Annotated in this window: 24 protein-coding genes; 5 read left to right on the forward strand and 19 right to left on the reverse strand. The window is 34.3% G+C overall.

Annotated features, from left to right (window positions below; translation table 11 throughout):
* Nucleotides 1-55: 55 nt before the first annotated feature.
* Both ACK1U5_RS06540 and ACK1U5_RS06545 read right to left on the reverse strand, forming a co-directional pair.
* Nucleotides 56-325, reverse strand: a complete 270-nt coding sequence (locus tag ACK1U5_RS06540) for a hypothetical protein (RefSeq protein ID WP_000535034.1) — start codon at nt 323-325, stop codon at nt 56-58.
* 158 nt (nt 326-483) lie between these two features.
* Entirely contained in the window at nt 484-1170 is a 687-nt protein-coding gene (locus ACK1U5_RS06545; RefSeq protein ID WP_087875364.1) for an MBL fold metallo-hydrolase, read from the reverse strand.
* Nucleotides 1171-1416: 246 nt separating this feature from the next.
* On the opposite strand from ACK1U5_RS06545, the gene ACK1U5_RS06550 reads away from it, so the two are divergent.
* Nucleotides 1417-1746, forward strand: a complete 330-nt coding sequence (locus tag ACK1U5_RS06550; protein ID WP_000415089.1) for a YkvA family protein — start codon at nt 1417-1419, stop codon at nt 1744-1746.
* Between the two features lie 221 nt (nt 1747-1967).
* Here ACK1U5_RS06550 and ACK1U5_RS06555 read toward each other — a convergent pair whose 3' ends face one another.
* From ACK1U5_RS06555 to ACK1U5_RS06600, 10 genes are all read right to left on the reverse strand, one after another.
* A complete protein-coding gene (locus ACK1U5_RS06555; protein ID WP_000021821.1) occupies nt 1968-3203 on the reverse strand; it encodes an MFS transporter in 1236 nt (411 codons plus the stop codon).
* A gap of 143 nt (nt 3204-3346) precedes the next feature.
* Nucleotides 3347-3817 (reverse strand): MarR family transcriptional regulator, encoded by a 471-nt coding sequence (locus tag ACK1U5_RS06560; protein WP_001030900.1) that lies wholly within the window; start codon nt 3815-3817, stop codon nt 3347-3349.
* A 232-nt stretch (nt 3818-4049) separates the two neighbouring features.
* Nucleotides 4050-5051, reverse strand: coding sequence for a bifunctional threonine ammonia-lyase/L-serine ammonia-lyase TdcB (tdcB, locus tag ACK1U5_RS06565; protein ID WP_000632959.1), 1002 nt, complete (start codon nt 5049-5051; stop codon nt 4050-4052).
* 74 nt (nt 5052-5125) lie between these two features.
* Nucleotides 5126-6709, reverse strand: a complete 1584-nt coding sequence (locus ACK1U5_RS06570; protein WP_048568156.1) for an aminotransferase class V-fold PLP-dependent enzyme — start codon at nt 6707-6709, stop codon at nt 5126-5128.
* Nucleotides 6710-6778: 69 nt separating this feature from the next.
* Nucleotides 6779-7327, reverse strand: coding sequence for a glycerol-3-phosphate 1-O-acyltransferase PlsY (plsY, locus tag ACK1U5_RS06575; protein WP_016109967.1), 549 nt, complete (start codon nt 7325-7327; stop codon nt 6779-6781).
* A gap of 138 nt (nt 7328-7465) precedes the next feature.
* Nucleotides 7466-8359, reverse strand: a complete 894-nt coding sequence (locus ACK1U5_RS06580; protein ID WP_087875363.1) for a BadF/BadG/BcrA/BcrD ATPase family protein — start codon at nt 8357-8359, stop codon at nt 7466-7468.
* The gene (anmK, locus tag ACK1U5_RS06585; protein WP_087875362.1) at nt 8356-9528 is read right to left on the reverse strand and encodes an anhydro-N-acetylmuramic acid kinase AnmK; all 1173 of its coding nucleotides are present in this window, start codon (nt 9526-9528) and stop codon (nt 8356-8358) included. Before anmK ends, ACK1U5_RS06580 begins: the two co-directional genes overlap by 4 nt.
* A 22-nt stretch (nt 9529-9550) precedes the next feature.
* Nucleotides 9551-9817, reverse strand: a complete 267-nt coding sequence (locus tag ACK1U5_RS06590) for a hypothetical protein (protein WP_001021966.1) — start codon at nt 9815-9817, stop codon at nt 9551-9553.
* 78 nt (nt 9818-9895) lie between these two features.
* On the reverse strand, nt 9896-11179 hold the full coding sequence (locus ACK1U5_RS06595; protein ID WP_087875361.1) for a PTS sugar transporter subunit IIC: 1284 nt from the start codon (nt 11177-11179) through the stop codon (nt 9896-9898).
* Nucleotides 11180-11190: 11 nt separating this feature from the next.
* Nucleotides 11191-11496 carry a PTS sugar transporter subunit IIB gene (locus tag ACK1U5_RS06600; protein WP_000865907.1) on the reverse strand — a complete coding sequence of 102 codons (306 nt, stop codon included), beginning with the start codon at nt 11494-11496 and terminating at the stop codon, nt 11191-11193.
* A 227-nt stretch (nt 11497-11723) separates the two neighbouring features.
* Between ACK1U5_RS06600 and ACK1U5_RS06605 the strand changes: the two genes are divergently transcribed.
* Nucleotides 11724-13283, forward strand: coding sequence for a glycoside hydrolase family 10 protein (locus ACK1U5_RS06605; protein WP_070758093.1), 1560 nt, complete (start codon nt 11724-11726; stop codon nt 13281-13283).
* Between the two features lie 58 nt (nt 13284-13341).
* On the opposite strand, the gene ACK1U5_RS06610 is transcribed toward ACK1U5_RS06605, so the two are convergent.
* The 3 genes from ACK1U5_RS06610 to ACK1U5_RS06620 all read right to left on the reverse strand — a co-directional run bounded on the left by ACK1U5_RS06610 (nt 13342) and on the right by ACK1U5_RS06620 (nt 16216).
* The gene (locus ACK1U5_RS06610; protein ID WP_000008378.1) at nt 13342-14175 is read right to left on the reverse strand and encodes a DUF3974 domain-containing protein; all 834 of its coding nucleotides are present in this window, start codon (nt 14173-14175) and stop codon (nt 13342-13344) included.
* Nucleotides 14176-14199: 24 nt separating this feature from the next.
* The gene (locus tag ACK1U5_RS06615) at nt 14200-15312 is read right to left on the reverse strand and encodes a toxic anion resistance protein (RefSeq protein ID WP_000137396.1); all 1113 of its coding nucleotides are present in this window, start codon (nt 15310-15312) and stop codon (nt 14200-14202) included.
* A 310-nt stretch (nt 15313-15622) separates the two neighbouring features.
* Nucleotides 15623-16216 (reverse strand): O-methyltransferase, encoded by a 594-nt coding sequence (locus ACK1U5_RS06620; protein WP_002005067.1) that lies wholly within the window; start codon nt 16214-16216, stop codon nt 15623-15625.
* A gap of 304 nt (nt 16217-16520) precedes the next feature.
* Here ACK1U5_RS06620 and ACK1U5_RS06625 point away from each other — a divergent pair, with 304 nt between their 5' ends.
* Complete coding sequence (locus tag ACK1U5_RS06625) at nt 16521-16679, forward strand: hypothetical protein (protein WP_001100984.1); 159 nt, start codon at nt 16521-16523, stop codon at nt 16677-16679.
* A 32-nt stretch (nt 16680-16711) separates the two neighbouring features.
* On the opposite strand, the gene ACK1U5_RS06630 is transcribed toward ACK1U5_RS06625, so the two are convergent.
* From ACK1U5_RS06630 to ACK1U5_RS06640, 3 genes are all read right to left on the reverse strand, one after another.
* Entirely contained in the window at nt 16712-17581 is an 870-nt protein-coding gene (locus ACK1U5_RS06630; RefSeq protein ID WP_000447144.1) for a sigma-70 family RNA polymerase sigma factor, read from the reverse strand.
* Nucleotides 17559-18869, reverse strand: a complete 1311-nt coding sequence (locus ACK1U5_RS06635; protein ID WP_061113326.1) for a phytoene desaturase family protein — start codon at nt 18867-18869, stop codon at nt 17559-17561. The genes ACK1U5_RS06630 and ACK1U5_RS06635 overlap by 23 nt, the downstream gene beginning before the upstream one ends.
* A gap of 94 nt (nt 18870-18963) precedes the next feature.
* A complete protein-coding gene (locus ACK1U5_RS06640; protein ID WP_000010319.1) occupies nt 18964-19269 on the reverse strand; it encodes a luciferase domain-containing protein in 306 nt (101 codons plus the stop codon).
* Nucleotides 19270-19498: 229 nt separating this feature from the next.
* On the opposite strand from ACK1U5_RS06640, the gene ACK1U5_RS06645 reads away from it, so the two are divergent.
* Both ACK1U5_RS06645 and ACK1U5_RS06650 read left to right on the forward strand, forming a co-directional pair.
* Nucleotides 19499-20131 carry a cupin domain-containing protein gene (locus tag ACK1U5_RS06645; RefSeq protein WP_048568162.1) on the forward strand — a complete coding sequence of 211 codons (633 nt, stop codon included), beginning with the start codon at nt 19499-19501 and terminating at the stop codon, nt 20129-20131.
* 150 nt (nt 20132-20281) lie between these two features.
* The gene (locus ACK1U5_RS06650) at nt 20282-20449 is read left to right on the forward strand and encodes a hypothetical protein (RefSeq protein WP_002094006.1); all 168 of its coding nucleotides are present in this window, start codon (nt 20282-20284) and stop codon (nt 20447-20449) included.
* 248 nt (nt 20450-20697) lie between these two features.
* On the opposite strand, the gene ACK1U5_RS06655 is transcribed toward ACK1U5_RS06650, so the two are convergent.
* On the reverse strand, nt 20698-21972 hold the full coding sequence (locus tag ACK1U5_RS06655; RefSeq protein WP_448814781.1) for an exosporium glycoprotein BclB-related protein: 1275 nt from the start codon (nt 21970-21972) through the stop codon (nt 20698-20700).
* Nucleotides 21973-22135: the final 163 nt, after the last annotated feature.

The raw sequence follows: 22135 nt of genomic DNA on the forward strand, positions 1-22135 counted from the left end.
ACATTAGCTTTCATTGTACCATTTGTTTCGCCAAATATGAAAAATAAAAAAATTCTTATCTTCTTTTTTTATATTCATCCTGTACTAGATGAACAAATTCTTTTTGCTTTTTCTCAGATTTTATTAATGCTTCCATATTTATAGAAGTCAAAATATACCTTTTAATTTTTCTATTACTCCAAATTAAACTTGTATACTTCAGATCTTCATGTAGATTTCGAAACCACTCTAATTCACTTAATTTTGCGATATGATGTTTCAATTTCATGTCATTTCGAGGATAAAATAAAATGATATCTGCTATTACATCAAATAACGAACCCATCTTCTCCCCCCTATACTCTTGCTCAAATTATATATATTCTTCTTTACATATATATTTCAATTTTACCGAAATATAATGTTACTGATTTGGTTGAAATCGCAAAATATATGAACTAAAAACCAATCTTTTCGATTTAGGAAAGACCGATTTTCATTAATTTATACAGTAAGCTTTCCTCCATGATAGCAATAATACTGTGTTGCTTTAAAACTTTTAATCCTATTTAAAGACTGTTTCGCTTTTTCTATATCTAAACAAAAATTCGGATTAGCTATTACTAACCCACGATTCTCTTGAACAGCCGCATCTCCCGTAATTACACAATCTAAATTCGGAAAATATAATGAAATATGCCCCGAAGTATGTCCTGGCGTCGCTACTATTTGACATTCATTATTCAAAATCATTTGACCATCATGCACTTTTTCATCGACGGAAATATGTTTTATATTTTTTAACTGTTGTATAAACCATTTACCAAATTCTTTATCTTCATTTGGCATACGTTCTAACATTTCTTCAGCTTGAACTAACCTCTCTGATTTTATATCACCACTAATATAGTTAGATTCAATTTCACTAGCAATAACATTAATTTGAGGATATTTCAATTTAAAATCGTATAAAGACCCTATATGATCATCATCATAATGAGTAATAATTATATTCTTTAAGTTTTTTATCTCATATCCATGTTTTAATATTGCATTTTCAATTAAAGGTAAAAAACTTGGATATCCTGTATCGACTAACGTTAATTCATTATGTAATATAATTAAACTTGGATAAATACATTGTTTTTGCCCGTTAAATTCGAATTCAATTGGTAGTTCTATTATTTTCATTTTGCTTCCCCCATACCGCTTATAAAATGCATAATAATAACTAAATCATCCACATACATTTTACAATATATATACTATGTAACGGAACACTATGAATCGTTACATAATCCACATTATATTATTTTAAACAGGTAATCCCCTATTTTTATGGAAATATATAATTAAGAAAAACAATAAAATTGATTAATCTCTCACTTCTTTGTCCATCCTTTTAAAAAATCTATGTTTTGTAAAAGGAGTGTTTATATGGAGAAACAGACACTTTGGAAAAAGTTCAAAAAAAGCTCTGTAAACCTCGGTAAATCTAGCGTATATGAAAGTATTATTTTATTCTACACAATGAAAAAGAAAGAATTACCTACTAAGGCGAAATTCATAATATTAGCCGCTTTATCTTATTACGTATTAACAATCGATTTCATTCCAGATATAGCTGCTATTATTGGGATTGGGTTATTAGATGATGTTTTAGCAATCGCTGTAGCGCATAAATACGTTATGAGACACGCAGATGCTGAAATTCGAGAAAAGAGCAAAGTAAAGATGGAGTCATTATTTACTTCAGCACAAGCATAATGAAATTATCTAGTCATTTACCTACCTTTTTACTTTCAAATAAAGCTAACTGTAATTAATGATAGTTCCACCTCACTGAATATTACCCTTCACCATGAGAGCATAGCAGAATAAATTCCTAAACAAAAGCATTTCTCTTAGCTCTCAAACCGTAAACAAATAGGGAATCAGCACTTGTTCCTAAGTTCTGACTCCCTTTTATTTGTTCTTATATCTATCTGTTATACAGTTTCATACGTTCCCTTATACAAAACTGCTATTGCCGCTACTATAAGAATCATACCCATAAAAGCAGGTGCGGCATGACCAAGTGATACATAGATTTGTCCTCCAAGAATAGGACCAATCATTCTTGCTAAAGCTTGAATAGATTGGCTTCCACCTTGAATCCTTCCTTGTTCACTAGAACTGGCAGACTTTGAAAGCATCCCGTTGAATGAAGGCCCGAAAATTGAATCCCCAAAACCATACATTAGCATTCCAACGATTAGTAGTGGATAGAGTGAAAATACAGCTGATGCTGCAATAAAACTGTATCCTATAATCTCCGAAACCATCCCAAGAATAGCTATTTGTTTATCACTAAGATTGATTAAAAGCTTTGGCATGATAAAACTTTGTGAAACAATGTCTTGAAAGCCCAAAATTGAAAACATAAGTCCGATTAATGCAGGTTTCCAACTGAAAGTATCTATTGTAAATTGCGTGAAAATTGCTTGTAAAGATCCGTTAGGTATCCAAAGTAAAAACGCTGAGATAAGTAACCATTTTAAATTTTTCATGGAAAGTATATTTGCTAGCTGTGCAAAAGGATTTAACCTTACAAAAGTAATCTCTTTTAACCTGTTATTTTTGTCAAGACTCTCAGGCATGTATTTCATACCATATAAAACATTTAATAAAGTTATGAACGCTCCAAAGTATAAAGGTACAGAATGACCAAACTTTGCAAGTAAGCCCCCAAGAGTTGGTCCAATAATAGTTCCCGCACCTACAACTGCACTCACCCATCCAAAGTATTTCGTTCTCTGCTCTTTCGGAATGATGTCTGCAAAATATGCGAAGATAGTACTTATGCTCCCACCTGTTATACCTTCTATTATCCGTCCAGCAAATAATACCCATAAAGCTCCTCCTATGCCAAAAACTAAGTACCCAATTGCAGAACCAAATAAGCATATTAAAAGTAATGGACGACGGCCATACTTATCGCTTAAACCCCCGAGTGCTGGAGCAGCTAAAAACACACAGGCCGCATATACGGAAGTTAGTAGTGTAACAACTAATGCTTGTTCTTCCGGATTACTTGTATATGGCTGTACTAAGAATGGGACTACAGGCATGATGATACTGAAACCTATACCACAAAGAAATACAGAAATAAGTCCAAATAGTAACGCATGTTTATCTATGCTTTTTTCAGTTTCCCTTTCATTTTGTGATCTAAATATAGACATTTAACTTCTCTCCTTAAAACGTTTTGTTGCTTCGTCAACAAAATGATAACCCTGTTTTGTTGATTAGTCAACAAAGATAAAATAATAAAAAAGCAGCCTATTCTCATATTAGAGTAAGGCTGCCATTTTATTATTAAAATGTATTACGATTTAATATGTATACCTTGTTTCTTTATTTCTGCATCCAAATGTCTACTATACTTTTCCACAAAGCTAATTATACTGTCGAATTCTTCTTCAGTTACTTGCTCAAATACAGCTTTATCCCGCTCTTGAAACTCTTTGTGCAGATCTTCATGGATTTTATAAATTTCTTTCCCTTGTTCGGTAAGCTTAAAATAAATTTCTTTCTTATTTTCTGACTTTTGGTAACTTTCAACAAGGCCTTTTTGTATGAGCTTCTTAGTCATTCTACTTATAGCACCGCGAGTCACATAAAAAGCCTCTGCGAGTTGTGTCACGTTAGAATCTGCATTGTTTTCAATATATTCAATACAGTGGACTTCAGAAGACTTAAACCCTTTAAGACCTTCTTCCATCTTATCTTTATTAAGCCAAACCAGCTTATTATATAATTCCCTGAAACCGTTCATGACCTGTTCTTCTTTATTCATGACCTGCCCTCCTCACCGCTCATTAGCACATTAAAACTATTATATTAAATTTCTGCTTACGTTTCGACAATATTGAAATAATTATTGTAACATTAAAGATATGTGTAAAAATAGGCGCTTAAATAAAACAATTCATTAGACAGCAAATTCTGCAAGTTTATTGCTACTTACAGTAAATGGTAGACAAAAAGTAAGAGCTAAGATTATTTCTCTTAGCTCTTCTTTCATAAAACTATTTCACTTCATTAGCGACAAAAAAGTGCTCACATACACTTGATATGCGCTGTAAGTCCACGTTCCCACCAGATATAACAGCCACTACTTTTTTCCCTTTTATATAACTATCAACTTTTCCTGCAAGAAGTGCAGCAGTTGCTAATGCACCTGCACCTTCTACAACAGCTTTCCCACGTTGTAATAAATCTTTCATCGCTACTTCCAGCTCTTTTTCTGATACAGTTACAATATCATCTACTAATTCTTTTACAATTTCAAATGTTAATTCTCCTGGTATTTTAACTGCGCAACCATCTGCAATAGTAGGGGCCTCATAATGTTCTACGATTGCGCCTTTATCGTAAGATGCCTTCATTCCATGAACATTATCTGCTTGGACACCAATTATATTAATGGATGGATTAAAAGATTTTAATGCTACAGAAATACCAGAAATAATTCCGCCTCCACCTATTGGTACAATGACAGTATCTACATCCCACATATCATCAAGAATGTCTAATCCAATTGTACCTTGACCAGCCATTACCTCTACATCATCATATGGATGTAAGTATGTTTCACCTGTTTCCCTTATAATTTCTTCACATTTTACCTTTGCATCATCAAAGGTTTCACCATGTAAAATCACTTCAGATCCATATCCTTTTGTTGCTTCAACTTTTGCCTGAGGTGCAGAAATTGGCATAACAATTTTACTCTTAATACCGAGTAAATGAGCAGATAATGCAACTCCTTGTGCATGATTACCTGCTGAACATGCGATTACACCTCTTTCTTTTTCTTGATCCGTGAGCCGTGACATTTTATTAAATGCGCCACGAAATTTAAAAGAACCCGTTAATTGCATATTTTCTAATTTCAAATGTATTTCTCCGCCCGTTTTACTAGTCAAATAAAAAGATTTTACTAATGGCGTTTTACGAGCATTTCTATCTAGAATCTTGTGAGCTTTTTTAATATCGTCTATATGTAATGGTAGTTTTCTAGTTATCATACTGACACCTCTTCCAAAGTTCTATTTCTAAGTTTTCGTAAGTCGTAGCTCCTTTATACGAAAAGAAAAAATCTTTATATATGTACCCCACTCTGAAATAAACACATTTGCAAACAATTTAACATCCTCTTCATATCGCGTTCTTTATAATGATTTAAACATGCAATTTGGATCCAATTATTCTTTTGTAAATAAGATGACTCATAATGAACGATGTATCCTTGTAATGCTAATGCATCGCCTACTACTTTAGAAGAATGGTCTTCGCTTAATACAATAGTAAGTATAATTGGCGCGGCATGTTCTTTAGGTGAAACAAGCTTTAAGCCCATGTCAGTAATAACTTCTTCAACATACTCGTATGTCTCTTTAATTTTTACAAATACCTTTTCATCTTCAAATCTCTTCAACGCTTCTTGCAATGCATAAATTAAATTCCATGATTGTGAGTATGGAATGCTTTCATTTTCTTCATACATGCCAATGTCCATATAGGCTGGCACAGCCTCGTTTATTTTTACAATGTGGTTATAAAAAACGAAAGAAATTCCTGTATATGATTTAATCGCTTTACCGCTAACACCACTCGCAAAATACACATCCTTCAAGTCTAATGGTATTGCTCCAATTGAGCTTATGCAATCTACACATAGTTTTATTTGATTCTCGTTACAAAGAGTATTTAGCTCGTTTAAATCGTTTAACATTCCAGTAGATGTTTCATGATGAACAAACCAAAGCCATTCATAATTTCCAGTTATTATTATTTCTTCTAATTCGTTATAAATAAACGGCTCTCCCATTTCTTTTTTATACGTATCAAAATGTAATTGTGCTCGTTTTGCATGTCCAACTAATCTATTTCCAAATTCTCCATTTGTTAATATTAGTCCTTTCCCTTTTAAAGAACGTAACTGTAAAGCAATCGCATCATTTGCTAACGTCCCTGTTCCTAACATAAGCTGTACATGTTTTGCTTTTGTCATGTGAAGTAACCGTTTTTTCACATTGTCCATCATCACTTGAAATGACTTAGAGCGATGCGAAATAGGCCGCGTAGAAAATGCCTTTCGAACATTCTCTTCAATATCTACTGGACCAGGTAAAAACGTATATTCTTTCGTCATAATCCCTCCAACACTCGACTCTTCAAACATAGCAGGAGTAACATACATTGGCTGGAAGGCTGCTTCTTCTGTACCAACTAACGTATGAAAAGATTTGAATCCCATTTGCTCATATAAAGGTAGTTCACGTGTTGTTGCAGAAATGAGTGCTAATTCATATCCATTTAGAAGCAAATAACGATGTAGAAAACGAATTAATCCTAACAACGCTCTTCCATTTCTATATTCACGTTCTACTGAAAGTAAACGAATTTCATACACTTTTTCTCCATGCTCTTGCAAATAAATATCTAAATTTGAGATTTTATAATCTAACGAGAATGGTCGTTTTCCCCGCACTGCGACCATACCTACTAATCTATCCTCATCTAAACAAATTAAATATGTATTTTCATCATGAAAGCGATCTATACGAACACGCTCTTTCGTTTCTTCATGTTGCGGAATTTCTTCTACAAATGTTTTATAATTCAATTTATGTATACGTTCAAATTCCCGATCTTGATCAGCAACTTTATAAATTAACCCCATGGCTTATCTCCTTTATGTATTTAATAAAAATTATAAGTGGAGATTTACTCCACTTATTAAAATTTCGTTTCAGTCTCGATTTACATATAAAATAAGCACAATGATAAAAGCACTTAAAATAGTCGTAATAATAGAATAAGAATACAAAATCATGCAAACTGGTAAACAAGCAATTGTAATTAACCCTGGCTTAGTAAACCCTTTAAAAATTAAATAAAATATAATGAAAACAGCAACAAGAGTAAGCGCTATCAAATAATCAAATGCGATTAATCCTCCAATAAATGTTGATATGCCTTTTCCGCCCTTGCCTTTAAATACAATTGGATAAATATGTCCCAGTAAAACAGCTAGTAAAGCTAACATTACAAATGTAGAATCTCCAAAAAGGTATTTTGCAATAGAAACTACGATTGCCCCTTTAATTGCATCACCTAAAAATGTAGCGATGAAATATCCTTTTCCATATACACGCCCCATATTTCTTGCGCCGGGATTCCCACTTCCTTCATCTCGGATATCAACGTTATATCTCCATTTCGTTACTATATAAGCGGTCAATATGTTCCCAAATAAATAAGAAGCGACCAAATACAAAAACTGCATACTATTAATCATATAATCATTCACTTTCTACATGGGATTACATATACAATATTCAATTATTACGTATATTGTACGTTTTTAACATACATCCCTTTATACATTTTAACATCATATTTTTACAAATCATACAAAAATTCTCATACACTATTTTTAAAAATATATATCCCTCATTAAATAATATGTTCCTTTCACTGCCATTTCTGCTTGTGATACGAATGTAATTTCTTTCATACTATCTTCACAGCATTTCTTAAATACAGCAAATATTTCAGGAACTAAACGCAATATACTGCCACTTACTGCAATTGGCGTTGAGTGCTTAAAGTTCAACTTGTTATAAACACTTACTGTAATCCTTGCCAATTCCTTTCCAGCTTGCATCATAATTTCATACGCATTATCATTGCCATTTCTCGCTTCCTGAATAACTAATGGCGCGATTGCTGCAATTTTATCTTTAGAAGAAGTATATACTAAGCTTTTTATATGAGACGGTGTCAAAAGTTGAAACTGCCTTTGAATGTTCAAACTCAATGGACAAAGACTGATTCCTTGATCGAACTGAATTGCCATTCTCTTTAAAGCTTGTAATGCAATCCAATATCCGCTCCCCTCATCTCCTAAAATATGTCCCCATCCACCGCTATACTGATATACTTCCCCTTTCTTTCCGATACAAATTGCACCTGTACCACCTATAGTTAATATTCCCTCCTTACCTTTTAAAGCAGCTGCATGCGCGATCATTGCATCATTAAAAATTTCAATTTTTGTTCCGTATTTCTTTTTTAAACGTAATGTTAATTCATTTGTATTCCCTCCGCTTATACCAGCTAATCCTAAACAAATACAAACGCAATGCTCATTCATTAAACTCTTCTGGCATTGATTAATTGCTTCCATAATATGCAAAAGCGCCTGGTCAAAATCTATTAATACATTTCCAAATCTGCTCGTACCTCTTACAACTTCATTTCCATCTTGATCAAATGCAATTGCCTCTGTCTTCGTTCCCCCGCCATCTACTCCAATCATATACTTCATATGTTCGCCTCATTTTCATCTGCGTATGGAGGGAATGTTATATTCCCTAAAATTACGGAATTCTTAGCACCTGTTGCGCTCGGCACATTACTCGGATTACGATGATATGTTTCATTTGCTAAAATGGCAAAGGCGATTGCTTCCTTCGCTTCTGAAGAATAGCCTATATCTTCTTGAAGGAATAATGCACATTTTTCTTCTTTCAATCCATGCCGTATCATTTCTACAAGTGTATCATTATAACTTCCGCCACCACCTAGAATTACCTCATCGATTTCATAATACGGCAGAATAAACTCCTTATAATGATAAACAATTGAACTTGCTGTAAACCTTGTGACAGTCGTCAATATATTTTCTTTACTATGCTTTTCAAACCGCTTTAATAACTCACTGACAAATTCTTCTCCAAACTGTTCTCTACCAGTTGATTTCGGTGGATTCATTTTCAAAAATGGATGATTCATACAATATGTCAAAACCTCTTCTACAACTACTCCTTGTTTTGCAATGTTACCATTTTGATCATATGACAACTGAAACAACCTTTGACATACTTCATCCATTACCATATTACCTGGACCTGTATCAAATGCTATAACGCTTTTCTCACTTAGTTGACTTGGTATTACAGTCACATTACCAATCCCACCGATATTTTGTAGTAGTCTATTTTTAGTTTGGTGACGATATAAAATAATCTCTGAATATGGTACAAGTGGTGCTCCTTGTCCTCCAGCTGCCATGTCCATCGTTCGAAAATTAGAAATAACCGTCGTATTCGTTTCATACGCTATAATTGCTGGTTCTCCAATTTGTAATGTAGAAGGAATCATACCTCCATCTTGCTGTGGCTGATGATAAATCGTTTGTCCGTGAGAACCAATTAAATCTAATTGTCTCAAAGGAAAATTGGCCTCTTTACAAACTTCCTTTACAGCGTTTGCGAAGCGTAAACCGAGTTTAAAATTCAAACTGCATATAAGTTGTACATTTGAATTTTCTATTGATAATGCCTGCTGGATATCATTTTTCATATCATTACAAAATGGCACAGTAGTAAAATGGATGAGTTCAACTTTAGAATCTACACCGCTTCCATCTATATGAACGAGTGCTACATCTATTCCGTCTAACGAAGTACCGGACATTACCCCTGCAATATACATAACATGCATGACCTCCTATTTACTAAAAAACAATCATGTAAGTAACCAACGTACAACCAATCGAAAACAATATAAATCTAAAAAACAACTGAGCTTTCGATGCAAACGATCCATCAATGAAAGAAACAACTACCGTAAGCAAAACGCTTGCCGCAATACTTGTAACGAGCCAAATACTATGCATTTGTGATAAATTTAGCATGCCTAATAAAGGGACAAAAAGTAAATTTGCACAAATCACTCCAAATAGTAATAAAAACACACCTTTATAACTAAATTTTATATTCATTCTATTTCCCCCTTTCTAGTTTTAATGTGAAAGAAGTGATAGACAAAAAGTCTATCACTCAAAATAACAGCATGCAGATTAAGGATTAACCGACTCTCCGTCACCATTCTTTTCGATTTCAAGCATATTTTTGTCGTACATTTTAAAGAATGGTAAATAAATAAGGAACGATATTGTTATATTTATAAAAACTAATACAATCGCACGCCAATCTCCACCTGTTGCTAAATATGCACCAATTGGAGCAGGTAATGTCCATGGCGGCATAATATGCGTTGGTGTTACAAATCCCATTGCGGTTGCAGCATACGCTATAGTAGCTGTTACTAACGGGGTAATGACGAAAGGAATAATTAAAATTGGATTTAATACAATCGGCAAACCGAATATAACCGGTTCATTTATATTAAAAATCCCCGGAACAATACACGTTCTCGATAATGCTTTCGAATATTTTGATCGACCAAATACAATCATAGCTAACACAAGCCCTAACGTTGCGCCCGAACCACCAATCCAAATAAACCATTGATAAAACGGTTCTGGTGCAATAAACGGAAAATGACTCGCTCCACTTGCTACAGCTTCACCGTTCTTTCCTAAATACACATCCCAAAGTGGCCTTGCCACAGTACCTACAACTGATACTCCGTGTATCCCGAAAGACCAGAAAAACGTAATTAAAAATACAGGTATAATAACGCCAAAGTAACTATCACCAGCTTTTACTAACGGTGCGGCTAGTTTATCTACAACGTAATGTAAATCAACTTTAAAAACGACTGTAATAAGACTCATCATAATAATAACGAATGCTGCAGGTATAAGTGCTTCAAATGAACGTGATACTGACGGTGGTACTTGTTCTGGCATTTTTATCGTTACGTTATTCTTCTTACAAAACCTTAAAATCTCAACTGATAAAATAGAGACGATCATCGTCACAAATAATCCATGACCTCCAAGATTTGTCATCGGAAGCATGAATCCTTTTTTATCAATTAACTCAGGCGTTAATGTTAAAAGTAGTGAACATACCGCAAGCTGTGCTCCTGATAAAGCATCTAATTTATAACTTTTCGCTAAATTATATCCTATTCCAAATGCTATATATAAGGACATAATAAACATAGTTAAACGATATGGTATCAATATACTTGTTTGATTCTTTAATGCCCAAACCGATATGAAACTATCTTTCGGCAGTGGTGGAAATGCTACTATTAAAAAAAAGCTTCCTACTATAATAAATGGTAACGCCGAAATAACTCCATCACGGATTGCTTGTAGATGCCTCTGCTCAGAAAGCCTTGCCATCGGGCCAGATAAGTTTTTATCAAGAAACGTGACAAACTTATTCATAACGCTTCCTCCTAACTAATTAATTCATTTACAGTTTTTAATAAAGTCGGGCCTCCAAGTGGCGTGTATGCTTGCGGTGGAATGATGCCACACGGAATAGATTCCTCCTCTGCAAATTTTTTTACAGAGTCAAATCGGTGTCTTATTTGAGGTGCCACCATTACGACATCCCAGCCATTCTTTACTTCTTCCTCTACCTCATTCGTTCCAATTGCATGCACTTCCATGTTCACACCATTTTTCTCCGCTTCTTTTTTTAAAGCGTTTACAACAATTGCACTGGACATTCCTCCAGAACAGACGAACAAAACTTTCATTTATTAATCCTCCTATACTTATAATTTATTACCCTTCAAATGAAAGGAAGTTTCACTTTACTAACAAGCATATGAAGTAGTAAATGAATTTAGTTATAATGAAAGTAAATTTCATTAAAAATATTTTTCCTATTAAATTAATGTTTCAATATGCAATTTTCTCTATTGCAAAGTCAACCTCGCCTCCTATATTATTTTAAATAATCATATGATAGGGAGGCGTATAAATGATCGTTAAACGTTTATTAATGATATGTTGTATCGTCATCTTGTTCATCCCTTTCTCTTTCATTCCCCCTCACTCTACTTATGCTGAAGTAAATACTGCATACAAAAAACATGAATTACGTGCTGTATGGATTGCATCTGTTCTGAATATTGATTGGCCCTCAAAAACTGGCTTACCCATTGAAAAACAGAAACAAGAATTTATAAGATTATTAGACGATGTAAAAAGCACTGGTATGAATGCAGTTGTTGTACAAATTAAACCAACCGCTGATGCTTTCTATCCTTCAAATTACGGTCCTTGGTCTGAATACATTACAGGAACACAAGGAAAAGATCCTGGTTATGACCCGCTTGCATTTATGATTGAAGAAACTCATAAAAGAAATATAGAATTCCACGCTTGGATTAACCCATACCGAATAACGATGAATCACACCGATATAAATCGATTATCAAATAATCACCCTGCAAGGCAACATCCCAATTGGGTTGTCCCTTATGGCGGAAAGTTATATTACAATCCCGGTATTCCAGAAGTGAAAAAATTTATAACAGAAGGTGCTTTAGAAATCGTGCAAAATTACGATATTGATGCGCTGCATATGGATGATTATTTTTATCCATATAAAGTAGCCGGTGAAGAATTTCCAGATCAGAAAACGTACGAAACATATAATAACGGTAGATTTACAAATATAGAAGATTGGCGACGTAACAATGTAAATGAACTTGTAAAAGATTTAAATACTGCTATAAAACAAGAAAAATCATATGTAAAGTTTGGCATTAGTCCGTTCGGCGTATGGAGAAATATAGCTGACGATCCGACTGGCTCTAACACAACCGCAGGCCAAAGAAACTATGATGACCTTTATGCTGACACACGTGAGTGGATACAAAAAGGATATATTGACTACATTACACCGCAAATATATTGGAATATAGGTTTCACCCCAGCTGCATATGACATATTAGTAGATTGGTGGGTTAAAGAAACAAATAACAAACCGATTCACCTATACATCGGTCAAGCGGCCTATAAAATTAATAATAACTCCGTCCCTGCTTGGTCTGATCCAGAAGAATATCCAAGACAAATTGCATTAAACCGGCTATATCCTGAAATAAAAGGTAGTATGCATTTTAGCTTAAAAGATATTAATAACAATCCACTTGGAGTTAAAGATAGACTCTCAAAAGACATATATAAACATCCTGCATTAATCCCGCCTATGCCTTGGATTGATCATGATCCACCAAAACAACCGACTTTAAAAGGTGCCATTCCAAGAAATGAAGGTATTGCAATTGGCATCATTGACAATAGAGATAATGATTCTGCTTATTACGCTATTTACCGCGCGAATGGGAAAAATGAAGTGGATATACAAAATCCGAAAAATTTACTTACTACTGTAAGAAAAACAACACTTGGAGAAATTTATGTAGATAAAACCGCTATTTCTGGAGAAACGTATACGTATGTCGTAACTGCAGTTGATCGATTGCATAATGAAAGTGTGGCTTCTAGTCATACTACCGTTAGTGCAAAATAAAATCTCATAACAAAAAGCGCCCTAAAGCTGTGATACTTAGCTTTTAAGGCGCTTTTTGTTATTTATTCTTAAACTTCTCAGTCGCTGCTCTCATCTTCACATTTAAATCGTGATCAATTGAGTCGCGAATATCTCGCTCTACTACTTCCATTTCTTTTTGGAAATTTTCCAAGTAGATTTTCAGTTCTTCTTCTTTCTCTGGTCTTTGTGAAGGTGGTAATTGTACTACCAACGATAACATGGCCGTTAAATCTTTCATTAAGAACGTTTCAAGTTTATGTTGTTGTTCAAACATGCGTTGCTCTTGATAGTACGGAAGTGCATTCAATACTGAAATTGTAATATCATCAACCGTTCTTTGTAATGAAGGATTTATTGAGCGTTTATACGCTTGAATTGTATTTAATGCGTCTGGATAACGGTCATAAAAATACAATTTGTAAAATGATAAGTCTGTCGGTTTTACAGTTTGCTGTGTCTCTTGTCTTAAGAAATCTTTCACTTTCATCGCAGCTACATCAATATCTTCATTCGTAAGCTTTTTCGTAGTTTTTGCCATTACATGCACTTTTTTCTGCTTTTCTTTCGGTAACATCGAGAAGACTTGTTCTCTCGTACGTTGACCTGATGCACAAAATAGAGTATTTAATGTATTTTGTTCTTTCTTTCCTTCAGTGCGAATCCAGCGATAAAACAGTGGATGTTGTGTAAATTCTTGTAGAAACGGTATTGATTTGTTTGATAACTTGTCTAAAGAATCTTGCGCTCTTTTATATGGCTTCGTCCATGAAAAATACAGCTTCCGTCCGAAATATACGACTAAAACAACGACAGTAAATGCTATTAAAAGCAATGTACCGAGTAGTAATAATACTGTTTGAATGAAACTCATTTGTTCACCTCCTCTAATAATCCGTTATTTCCTTGGACGCTGAATGAGTTTCTGCTTCATCTCATCATTAAATGTGTCTAGTTCAATAACGAACTTCTTACTTGACTCGATAATACGTTCTGACGATTTTTCAGATGCTTCAATTGCAGCGAACACATTTTGGAATGATTCACGTAATTTATCCATGCTAATAGCAGGGTTTTCAAGCAATTTTGTCGTTTCTTCTGTATTTTGTTTTAACGCTTGAGAATTACTTAATACCATCGATTCAATTGCTTCATTTGTCGCATTCACTGCATCGATTGTTTTCCGTTGATTTGTTAACGCTAACTGAATAGCAGCTGAAACCGTTACAACGTTTTGCGTCATCGTAATTGCATTACGAATTGCCTCTGTTAACTTTTCATTATTTTTCTTAATAATGTCTACAGATGCGATAGATTGTAATAAAACACTTTTCGCTTGCTGCATATTACGTGTACGTACAAGTATCTTTTCTAACGCATCGTTAATTAATGGAATATCTCTTTGACGTTCTGGATTTTGTTTCTCAGCTTCCAGCATGCCAGCAAGTTTTTTCCCTAAGTATACTTGCTTATCAAGAGCGTGAATTTTATCATGCGATTGCTCTTTAAGCATTTCAAGACCAACTGTATCTTCTTGTAAGTTGTCACGACCAATTAGAAGGGATCTTATAATCTCCTCAATTTGCTTATCTATAGATTGATATTTATGCACGTATGTTTCAAGTGGATTTTTCTTGAATACTTTAAACATAATTTTCTTCATACCACTTGCTTTTAATGAATTCGGATCAAGTTCTGATACCACTTTTCGTAATTCTAACAATGTATTTGGAATTTCTTCGTTCTTTCCATTCATCATCGCTGTTACAGGACGTTTTAATGCTGACAACGTTTGTCCTGCTGCTTGTTGCTCTTTATCTCCTAAATCTCCTAGCTGAGACAATACTTTTGATAAATCTGTATTTTGCTCGCTATTTAACTTTTGTACATAAAGATCAGCTTCTTTATTCAGTTCCTCTAATTCTGCATCTTTTATAACTGTATCAACTACTACTTCTACATTATTATCTTTCACGATCGATACAGGTTCTTTTTTCTCGAGTTCAGTCAACAAAATCGCTCCTTTATTTATATGTGCGAATTTATATGCACTATATTTCATCTATTATATCGTATTTCATATACATTCTGATTGCTTGAAATCGATTTTTTTAGAAATGCCTGTTTATGCAGTCATTCCCTGTTTCTTACTATAAGTATACCTGTAAACAACATAATTTTCCTCAGACTTAAGACCTAGAGAACGACATGCTGAAGGCGGATTCTTCGTATGTTACTATAAATTATGTTCTCCTATCCTTCTGTACTCAATCTTTTGACATACACCCTTTTTCAATGTGATAATTATATTGCGCTCACTCCTATTTCTTCTTGCGCGCTACGAATGCTCCATTTTGAAATGCCAATAACACCGTTTCAAACATTTCATCTTCTTCTATCATTTTTTTAAACTCGGCTAATTCATTTGCATGAGAGGTTGCGTTATCAACAACAAGAAAACCCTTTGGTTGTAAAATGCGTTTTATATGCTCAAGCCACCACATGTATTGCGTACGCTCTGAATCTAGGAAAATAAAATCAAATGAATGATCTAATTGCGCATCTAAAAATGCCCCTGCTTCTTGATTATGAACATCAATCCTTTGTAAAAGGTTTGCCTTTTCAAAATTGACAAGTGCCTCTCCAACTCGTTCTGAAGAAAGCTCTACAGTTGTTACATTTCCATTTGTTTCTTCTACCGCATTAGCTAACCACAATGTAGAATAGCCATTAGAAGTTCCGATTTCTAAAATGTTTTTTGCGCTACACCCTTTTACTAAAATTGATAAAAATTGCCCCATCTCACGAGTAATATTCCGTAATTTTTCTTCCCGTGTTTTTTTATTTCGATCATGCTCTTCTCCATATTGTTCAAGTTGAAATAATAATGAATCTAACGTATCCATTTTTTTCATCGCCTTTCCAAAGCAATATGATGAAAAAGCTCTTGCTGCCCGTCTACTTTCATTATATGCGAAACAAAGACCTTTTTCCTATTATATGACAAAGATTTGAATTTTTTTATAGCATATTGTTTCGTTTTTTGGTAAAGTTAATTTCTACGTGCAATTATTCCATTTATATTATTTCATATTAAAATTGCAGTTATTAAATTATATAAACCCCATTTAAATGAATCGGTATTTCAAATTCAATTAAGCGCCCTTTTCGGACGCATTTTCTTTGTCTATATATTTCCAGAAGAAAGGATGCTTACAAATGAACGTGATTAGCTTAGATGCTGCTAGAAAACGAAAGCAGCATAAAAAATTAATGATTACTATACCGATTATTACACGTATTTATGAAGAAGACGGGGAAATTAAATTTGAGGTAGCTGGCGAAAAAGATGTACCTCTTGAAATGTTAGAAAAATAATAAAAAACGCATTTCTGAAGAAATGCGCTTTTTTATATTTTTACATTTAAATGCATAAGTTTTTCAGGGTTAACCATCATATAAATATTTGAAATTTTCTCATCTTCAAATACAAACGAAAGAACATAAGTTACTTTATTATTTATTGTAACTATAACTCCTGGTATACCATTGACCATTTTGAAATCAACAGTGTACTCTTCTGTCAATCGTTGTGCAATCCCAAAGAACAAACGTATAATTCGATCCGCAGAATAAATCGGGTTAATCGCAGTCGTAACTTTACCACCACCATCAGCTTTGAGTATAGCATCTGTTTTTAATACTTCTAACATACCTTCCGCATCCCCACACTGTAATGATGATACAAACTTTTCAACATAAGAAGCCATTTTCTCCGTGCTTAATTTTGATTGCTTCGGTTTCTCCAACATGCTTTTTCGTGCACGTTGAAAGATCTTCCTGCAGTTTACACTACTCTTATCAACAATTGAAGCTATTTCTTCGTATTCATAACTGAAAACTTCTCTTAATATGAAAACAATCCTTTCTACCTCAGATAATTGTTGTAAAAGTAATAAATATGCGGTGGAAAGGGATTCTTTCATTATAAATGACTTTGATGGCTCATCACTCTCTTCTACAATTGGCTCTGGCAACCACATCCCTACATACACGTTACGTTTATGCGCTGCCGATCGTAATTTATCAATTGAACGATTTGTCGCCATCTTACATAAATATGCTTTCATATTTTCTATAGATTGAGGATCTTCTATATTATTTAGCGAGATAAATACATCCTGAACGATATCCTCAGCATCCATAACACTCCCAAGGATTCTGTATGCTAACGAAAATAATAATGGTTGATACGCTTCATATAACTGCTCCGTTTCCATGATGAACTGCCTCACTTTCATATTGCTTTAAAATGTATAATGCTGCACGCTTCCCGCTTGCTACCGCAGCATCAGCTAATACTTCATCATGCCCTACCCAATCTCCTGCAACATAAACACCTGGCATTTCAGGTATATTAGGGCCCGCTTTTTCAACACGGTCAATATGAGGAAAATCATGTACTACTGTTATTTTCGGTAAATATTGCTGTGCAACAACTTCTCTTTTCCAATTTGGATGTAACAACTCCATCGTACTTTCCAACTGTTCTTTATCATCACGAATATGATTCATCTCGAGTACAGGATTATAGTACTTAATTAGACTCACTACAATTGATCCATCTTCACTTAATTTAGCTGCTCTCGATTGATTTGTGAAAAATATAGGTTGATCTAATCCTAATACAAATTGATGTGTAGGATTGGGTAATTGTCTCAAGCCAATATCTAATGCAGCAACAGTAACCGGTACAGATTGTTCACTCCATCTATGCAAACTTGTTCCTTCTGCACCTTTTATTATTTTACAAGCTTCTTTCGGCGGAGTCGTCACGATGACTGCGCCTACTTCAAAAACCTCATCATCAACACAATGTATTCTTTGTTTACCTTCGGAATGCTCAATTTCCACAACATGCTTTTTAGCCAAAAACTGCACCCCGATATCATTCGCTATAGCTCTTAATTTTGTTATTATCGTCTCCCAACCACCATCTACATAAAGCACTCCCTCTTTTATAGAAAGCTGTATTTGCTTTAGTACAGATGATGCTAATTGTATTGTAGGAGCAAACGTATATGTTGTTGTTCGGCATAGCGCATAAAATATATTGCGAACCATTGGATCTTTTATTTCATTTTCTGCCCATGTAGTTAGACTCATTTTCGGAACTTCTCCTACATCTAAATTTCCTAAACGAATCATAAGACGTGAGAATTGTACTTTTGCAGACCAAGAAAGTAGTGGTGTTGATAAAATTGAGTAAAAATCTGTTGGGATAGTGAATATATCCCCTTTCCATATTCCATGTGCTTTTGTAGATGGTATTCCACCTGGAAGAGTCATACCAAGCTCATTAAAAGTTATAAACGCTGCCCCGCCTCTATATAAAGCATGTGCACCAAGATTCATGCAGATTCCATTTTTATTTGTAGTCATCCCTCGGCCACCGAATTGACTGGACTTTTCTAATACAATCACTTTCCTTCCAGCTTTCGCTAAATATATAGATGCTGTTAATCCAGCAAGCCCACCGCCAACAATTGCTATATCAAATGTATTCATAATAAAATCCCTCCTTAATCGTTCTACATACAAGACGAACGATTAAGGAGGGATGTGACATAAAAATAAATTTTTATTATCCTACTTTATTTCATTACTTTTTAATTCGATCATATTGCATACGAAATAACTCAATTGCAAATGGAATATCCTCTTCACTCTTTAAATAATAACTGATCCATCCTGATTCAGGTAATACGTGATGTGGTTTTACCAAGCCTTGCTTCACTAATTCATCTCGCTTTAACTTCGGAAATGGTAAATCAGCTAATTTATCACCATGAAGATGGCCAAGTTCTTTCTTGCCATAATTTATTTCAATACCACCAAATCGATGCGGTTTTTCAGAAACACCCGCCCAGCTGAGTACTTCATTTCTAATCATTTCACTAAATGACATGAACATTCACTCCTTATAAATGATTGATGTAATTTTAAATTAACATTTTCATTACTTTTTTCCATCAATCCAAAGTATGAATGGGAATACGAATATAGTTTGGTCTTAACACCTTATTCTTTATGGAATAAGTGAATTTATTAAGCTACCGACAACAGCACAAAACAAAGACTAGACACATATCCTAATTTTGTAACCTAACTTACCTATAGAAAGGCGGGTAATACAATTGACTGCCAACATCGACTATACCTCCCCCTCAACCAATTTTACTTATGATGTAAATAAAAGTAATTTTTTTCGGAAAGATGCCCAAAATTATATAAATGTACTTGGTATTAAACAATTAAATACTTTAGAAAATACTTCTTTATTAGATATTTATTTAAGTACAGGAAATGTTGTAGAACCACATATTCATCAAAATGCAGCTGAACTTGTTTATTGTATTTCAGGGGCTGCTGTTGTTTCTTTACTTAATCCATTTACGAATCAAATATTAAACTTACCGATAAAACCCGGGCAAGTCGCCAACATTCCACAAGCGTGGTGGCATTATGAAATTGCTACAGCAAATAATACTCATTTATTAGCTATTTTCAATGCTCCAGCGCCAGAAGTTATTTTCGGTTCTGATATTTTAAGATTAACTCCTGCTCATATGATGGCACATACTTACTGCCTCAATGAACAACAATGGAAACAAGCGGTTTCCCCTATTCAATCAACTACTGTAATTGGTCCTCCGTCAAACTGCAATCAAAACCGTGAAATGAAAAATTATCCAACCCAGCCCCTCGCTCAACAACATAATCCGCATCACCAAGATTCTTATTACTTCCCTCTTTACTGGGGCTATTAATTTGTAAATTTTCAAAAGAATCATCATTTATCTCCTAGGAAAATACCAAGGAGATTTTTTTATTGTATCTTCTCTTCCTATTAAAAATAGTAACAATTGATAGTGGACATACATATAATATTTATATATTAAATTGGAGGTGATAGTACTATGAGTAATTATAACTATCGAAAAAACTACTCTTATAATAAAAATAGTAGCTCTTCAGCATCCTCTCAATCTTCCAATTCTCAATCTTCCAATTCCCAATCGCAAAGAGACTTAGCGGAGCAAGGCTATGTAAAGAAAAAAGGATGTAACTGTAATAAAAATAAATAGTTTATCTTATGGATGAATTCTTTTTTAAAAGAATTCATCTTTTTTTACTGATTGGAAATTTTTAAAGTTACATAACTTATTACTTAAATGAGAAAGGGTAAATTATACTTTTTTATACGAACTTAACAAAGAGTAATTGTTCAATTAATTTATTACTTATTTTCCTAAAAAATATAGTCCTTCCTAAATTTATTAGGAAGGACTATATACAAACCCCTGTTTAATTTCCTACTAAACATTGTAACAAATTAAACGATATTAATACCTGCACTTACAAATCCAGCAACTGCAGCTATTGGACTTGCTGCTGTTAATGAAACATATAACAGTATTTTATCCCCAGCTGCTACTGGAATAGCTTCAGGTATGATTCCTGATGCTGTAGAACCAATCGCTATTGCGGCAAATGCTGGTGTTAATAATAGAGGTGCACCTTGTACTGTAAACGTATTGCTTGCTGCAGGTGCAGTTAATATTTGTATTTGCACTTGAACAGGTGATATTGGAGCTAATGCAGCTGTCGCACTAAAGAAACCTGCTAATGACGTGATAGTTCCTGCACGTGGTGCTACAAATGCATAATCACCTACACCTAATGCTAATGTGATACTAGTTCCACCTGTTAATGCTACACCAGGCTGACTAAATCCAAATCCAAGAAGAGTTCCTGTATTAGCTACTAACGCGTTAACTAACGCAGATGGTGTTGTACCTGAAGCAAATGGAATAATAGCTCCACCACCAGTTGCACCTGTTGCTCCTGTTGCCCCCGTTGGACCTGTTGCTCCTGTTGGACCTGTTGGACCTGTTGGACCTGTTGCTCCTGTTGATCCTGTTAGGCCTGTTGCTCCTGTTACTCCTGATGGACCTGTTGCTCCTGTTGATCCTGTTGGGCCTGTTGCTCCCGTTGGACCTGTTAATCCTGTTGCTCCTGTTGCTCCCGTTGCTCCTGTTGCTCCCGTTGCTCCTGTTGCTCCTGTTGCTCCTGTTGCTCCTGTTGCTCCTGTTGCTCCTGTTGCTCCTGTTGCTCCGCCTCCTGGACCTGTTGGACCTGTTGGACCTGTTGGGCCGCCTCCTGGAGTAGCACCAATTAATTGAGTTAATAAGTTTAATAAAAGTTGTAAACTTGCAGGGTCAATAATTAAAGAGAAGAAGAATGGTGCAAGAGCACTGTAGAATTGTTGTAATAAAGAAAGTAATTGACTTAGATTTGGGTTAGGAGATTGTAGTAAATTAATAATACTTTGAATTAATTGTTTTAAGAAATTCCCTTCTGGAGAAGGTGCTAATTCATTTAGTAAGTTCAATAGTTGAGTAAACAAATTGAGTAAAGCTAATCTGTTTGCATCACTTGGATTTGCAAAAAACGCTGCAATAGCCGAAATTAAAGAGTTTAGTAAAGTAATTAATCTACCTAATTGCTCACTAGTAATCGGAACTGTTTGTGGATTGTTACAACACTCTGGAGTGAAAACAATCGGATTATTGCAGTGGTTATGACCGAAACAATTATTACTTGTCATTTATGTCCTCCTTACTTGTTTTATATTTGAGTTTTTCCTATTATAAGAATCATAAAGTTGTAAAAGAGTATGTGTTATATATTGACTTAAAATAGGAAACATGAAATATAATTAAACTTGCAAACGCTATTTAATTATGTTCATGACTCACATATTAATTATA

Source organism: Bacillus sp. XB1 (genome assembly GCF_053557995.1).

Excerpts from the sequence above, each read along its gene's own strand:
- anmK (WP_087875362.1), bottom strand. The coding sequence starts at position 9,528 with ATGTATATTGCAGGGGTAATGTCCGGTACTTCGTTAGACGGAATAGAT.
- ACK1U5_RS06655 (WP_448814781.1), bottom strand. The coding sequence starts at position 21,972 with ATGACAAGTAATAATTGTTTCGGTCATAACCACTGCAATAATCCGATT.
- ACK1U5_RS06610 (WP_000008378.1), bottom strand. The coding sequence starts at position 14,175 with ATGAGTTTCATTCAAACAGTATTATTACTACTCGGTACATTGCTTTTA.
- ACK1U5_RS06625 (WP_001100984.1), top strand. The coding sequence starts at position 16,521 with ATGAACGTGATTAGCTTAGATGCTGCTAGAAAACGAAAGCAGCATAAA.
- ACK1U5_RS06600 (WP_000865907.1), bottom strand. The coding sequence starts at position 11,496 with ATGAAAGTTTTGTTCGTCTGTTCTGGAGGAATGTCCAGTGCAATTGTT.
- ACK1U5_RS06555 (WP_000021821.1), bottom strand. The coding sequence starts at position 3,203 with ATGTCTATATTTAGATCACAAAATGAAAGGGAAACTGAAAAAAGCATA.
- ACK1U5_RS06640 (WP_000010319.1), bottom strand. The coding sequence starts at position 19,269 with ATGTCATTTAGTGAAATGATTAGAAATGAAGTACTCAGCTGGGCGGGT.
- ACK1U5_RS06580 (WP_087875363.1), bottom strand. The coding sequence starts at position 8,359 with ATGAAGTATATGATTGGAGTAGATGGCGGGGGAACGAAGACAGAGGCA.
- ACK1U5_RS06540 (WP_000535034.1), bottom strand. The coding sequence starts at position 325 with ATGGGTTCGTTATTTGATGTAATAGCAGATATCATTTTATTTTATCCT.
- ACK1U5_RS06560 (WP_001030900.1), bottom strand. The coding sequence starts at position 3,817 with ATGAATAAAGAAGAACAGGTCATGAACGGTTTCAGGGAATTATATAAT.
- plsY (WP_016109967.1), bottom strand. The coding sequence starts at position 7,327 with ATGATTAATAGTATGCAGTTTTTGTATTTGGTCGCTTCTTATTTATTT.
- ACK1U5_RS06595 (WP_087875361.1), bottom strand. The coding sequence starts at position 11,179 with ATGAATAAGTTTGTCACGTTTCTTGATAAAAACTTATCTGGCCCGATG.
- ACK1U5_RS06550 (WP_000415089.1), top strand. The coding sequence starts at position 1,417 with ATGGAGAAACAGACACTTTGGAAAAAGTTCAAAAAAAGCTCTGTAAAC.
- ACK1U5_RS06545 (WP_087875364.1), bottom strand. The coding sequence starts at position 1,170 with ATGAAAATAATAGAACTACCAATTGAATTCGAATTTAACGGGCAAAAA.
- ACK1U5_RS06590 (WP_001021966.1), bottom strand. The coding sequence starts at position 9,817 with ATGAATATAAAATTTAGTTATAAAGGTGTGTTTTTATTACTATTTGGA.
- tdcB (WP_000632959.1), bottom strand. The coding sequence starts at position 5,051 with ATGATAACTAGAAAACTACCATTACATATAGACGATATTAAAAAAGCT.
- ACK1U5_RS06630 (WP_000447144.1), bottom strand. The coding sequence starts at position 17,581 with ATGGAAACGGAGCAGTTATATGAAGCGTATCAACCATTATTATTTTCG.
- ACK1U5_RS06570 (WP_048568156.1), bottom strand. The coding sequence starts at position 6,709 with ATGGGGTTAATTTATAAAGTTGCTGATCAAGATCGGGAATTTGAACGT.
- ACK1U5_RS06605 (WP_070758093.1), top strand. The coding sequence starts at position 11,724 with ATGATCGTTAAACGTTTATTAATGATATGTTGTATCGTCATCTTGTTC.
- ACK1U5_RS06635 (WP_061113326.1), bottom strand. The coding sequence starts at position 18,869 with ATGAATACATTTGATATAGCAATTGTTGGCGGTGGGCTTGCTGGATTA.
- ACK1U5_RS06620 (WP_002005067.1), bottom strand. The coding sequence starts at position 16,216 with ATGAAAAAAATGGATACGTTAGATTCATTATTATTTCAACTTGAACAA.
- ACK1U5_RS06650 (WP_002094006.1), top strand. The coding sequence starts at position 20,282 with ATGAGTAATTATAACTATCGAAAAAACTACTCTTATAATAAAAATAGT.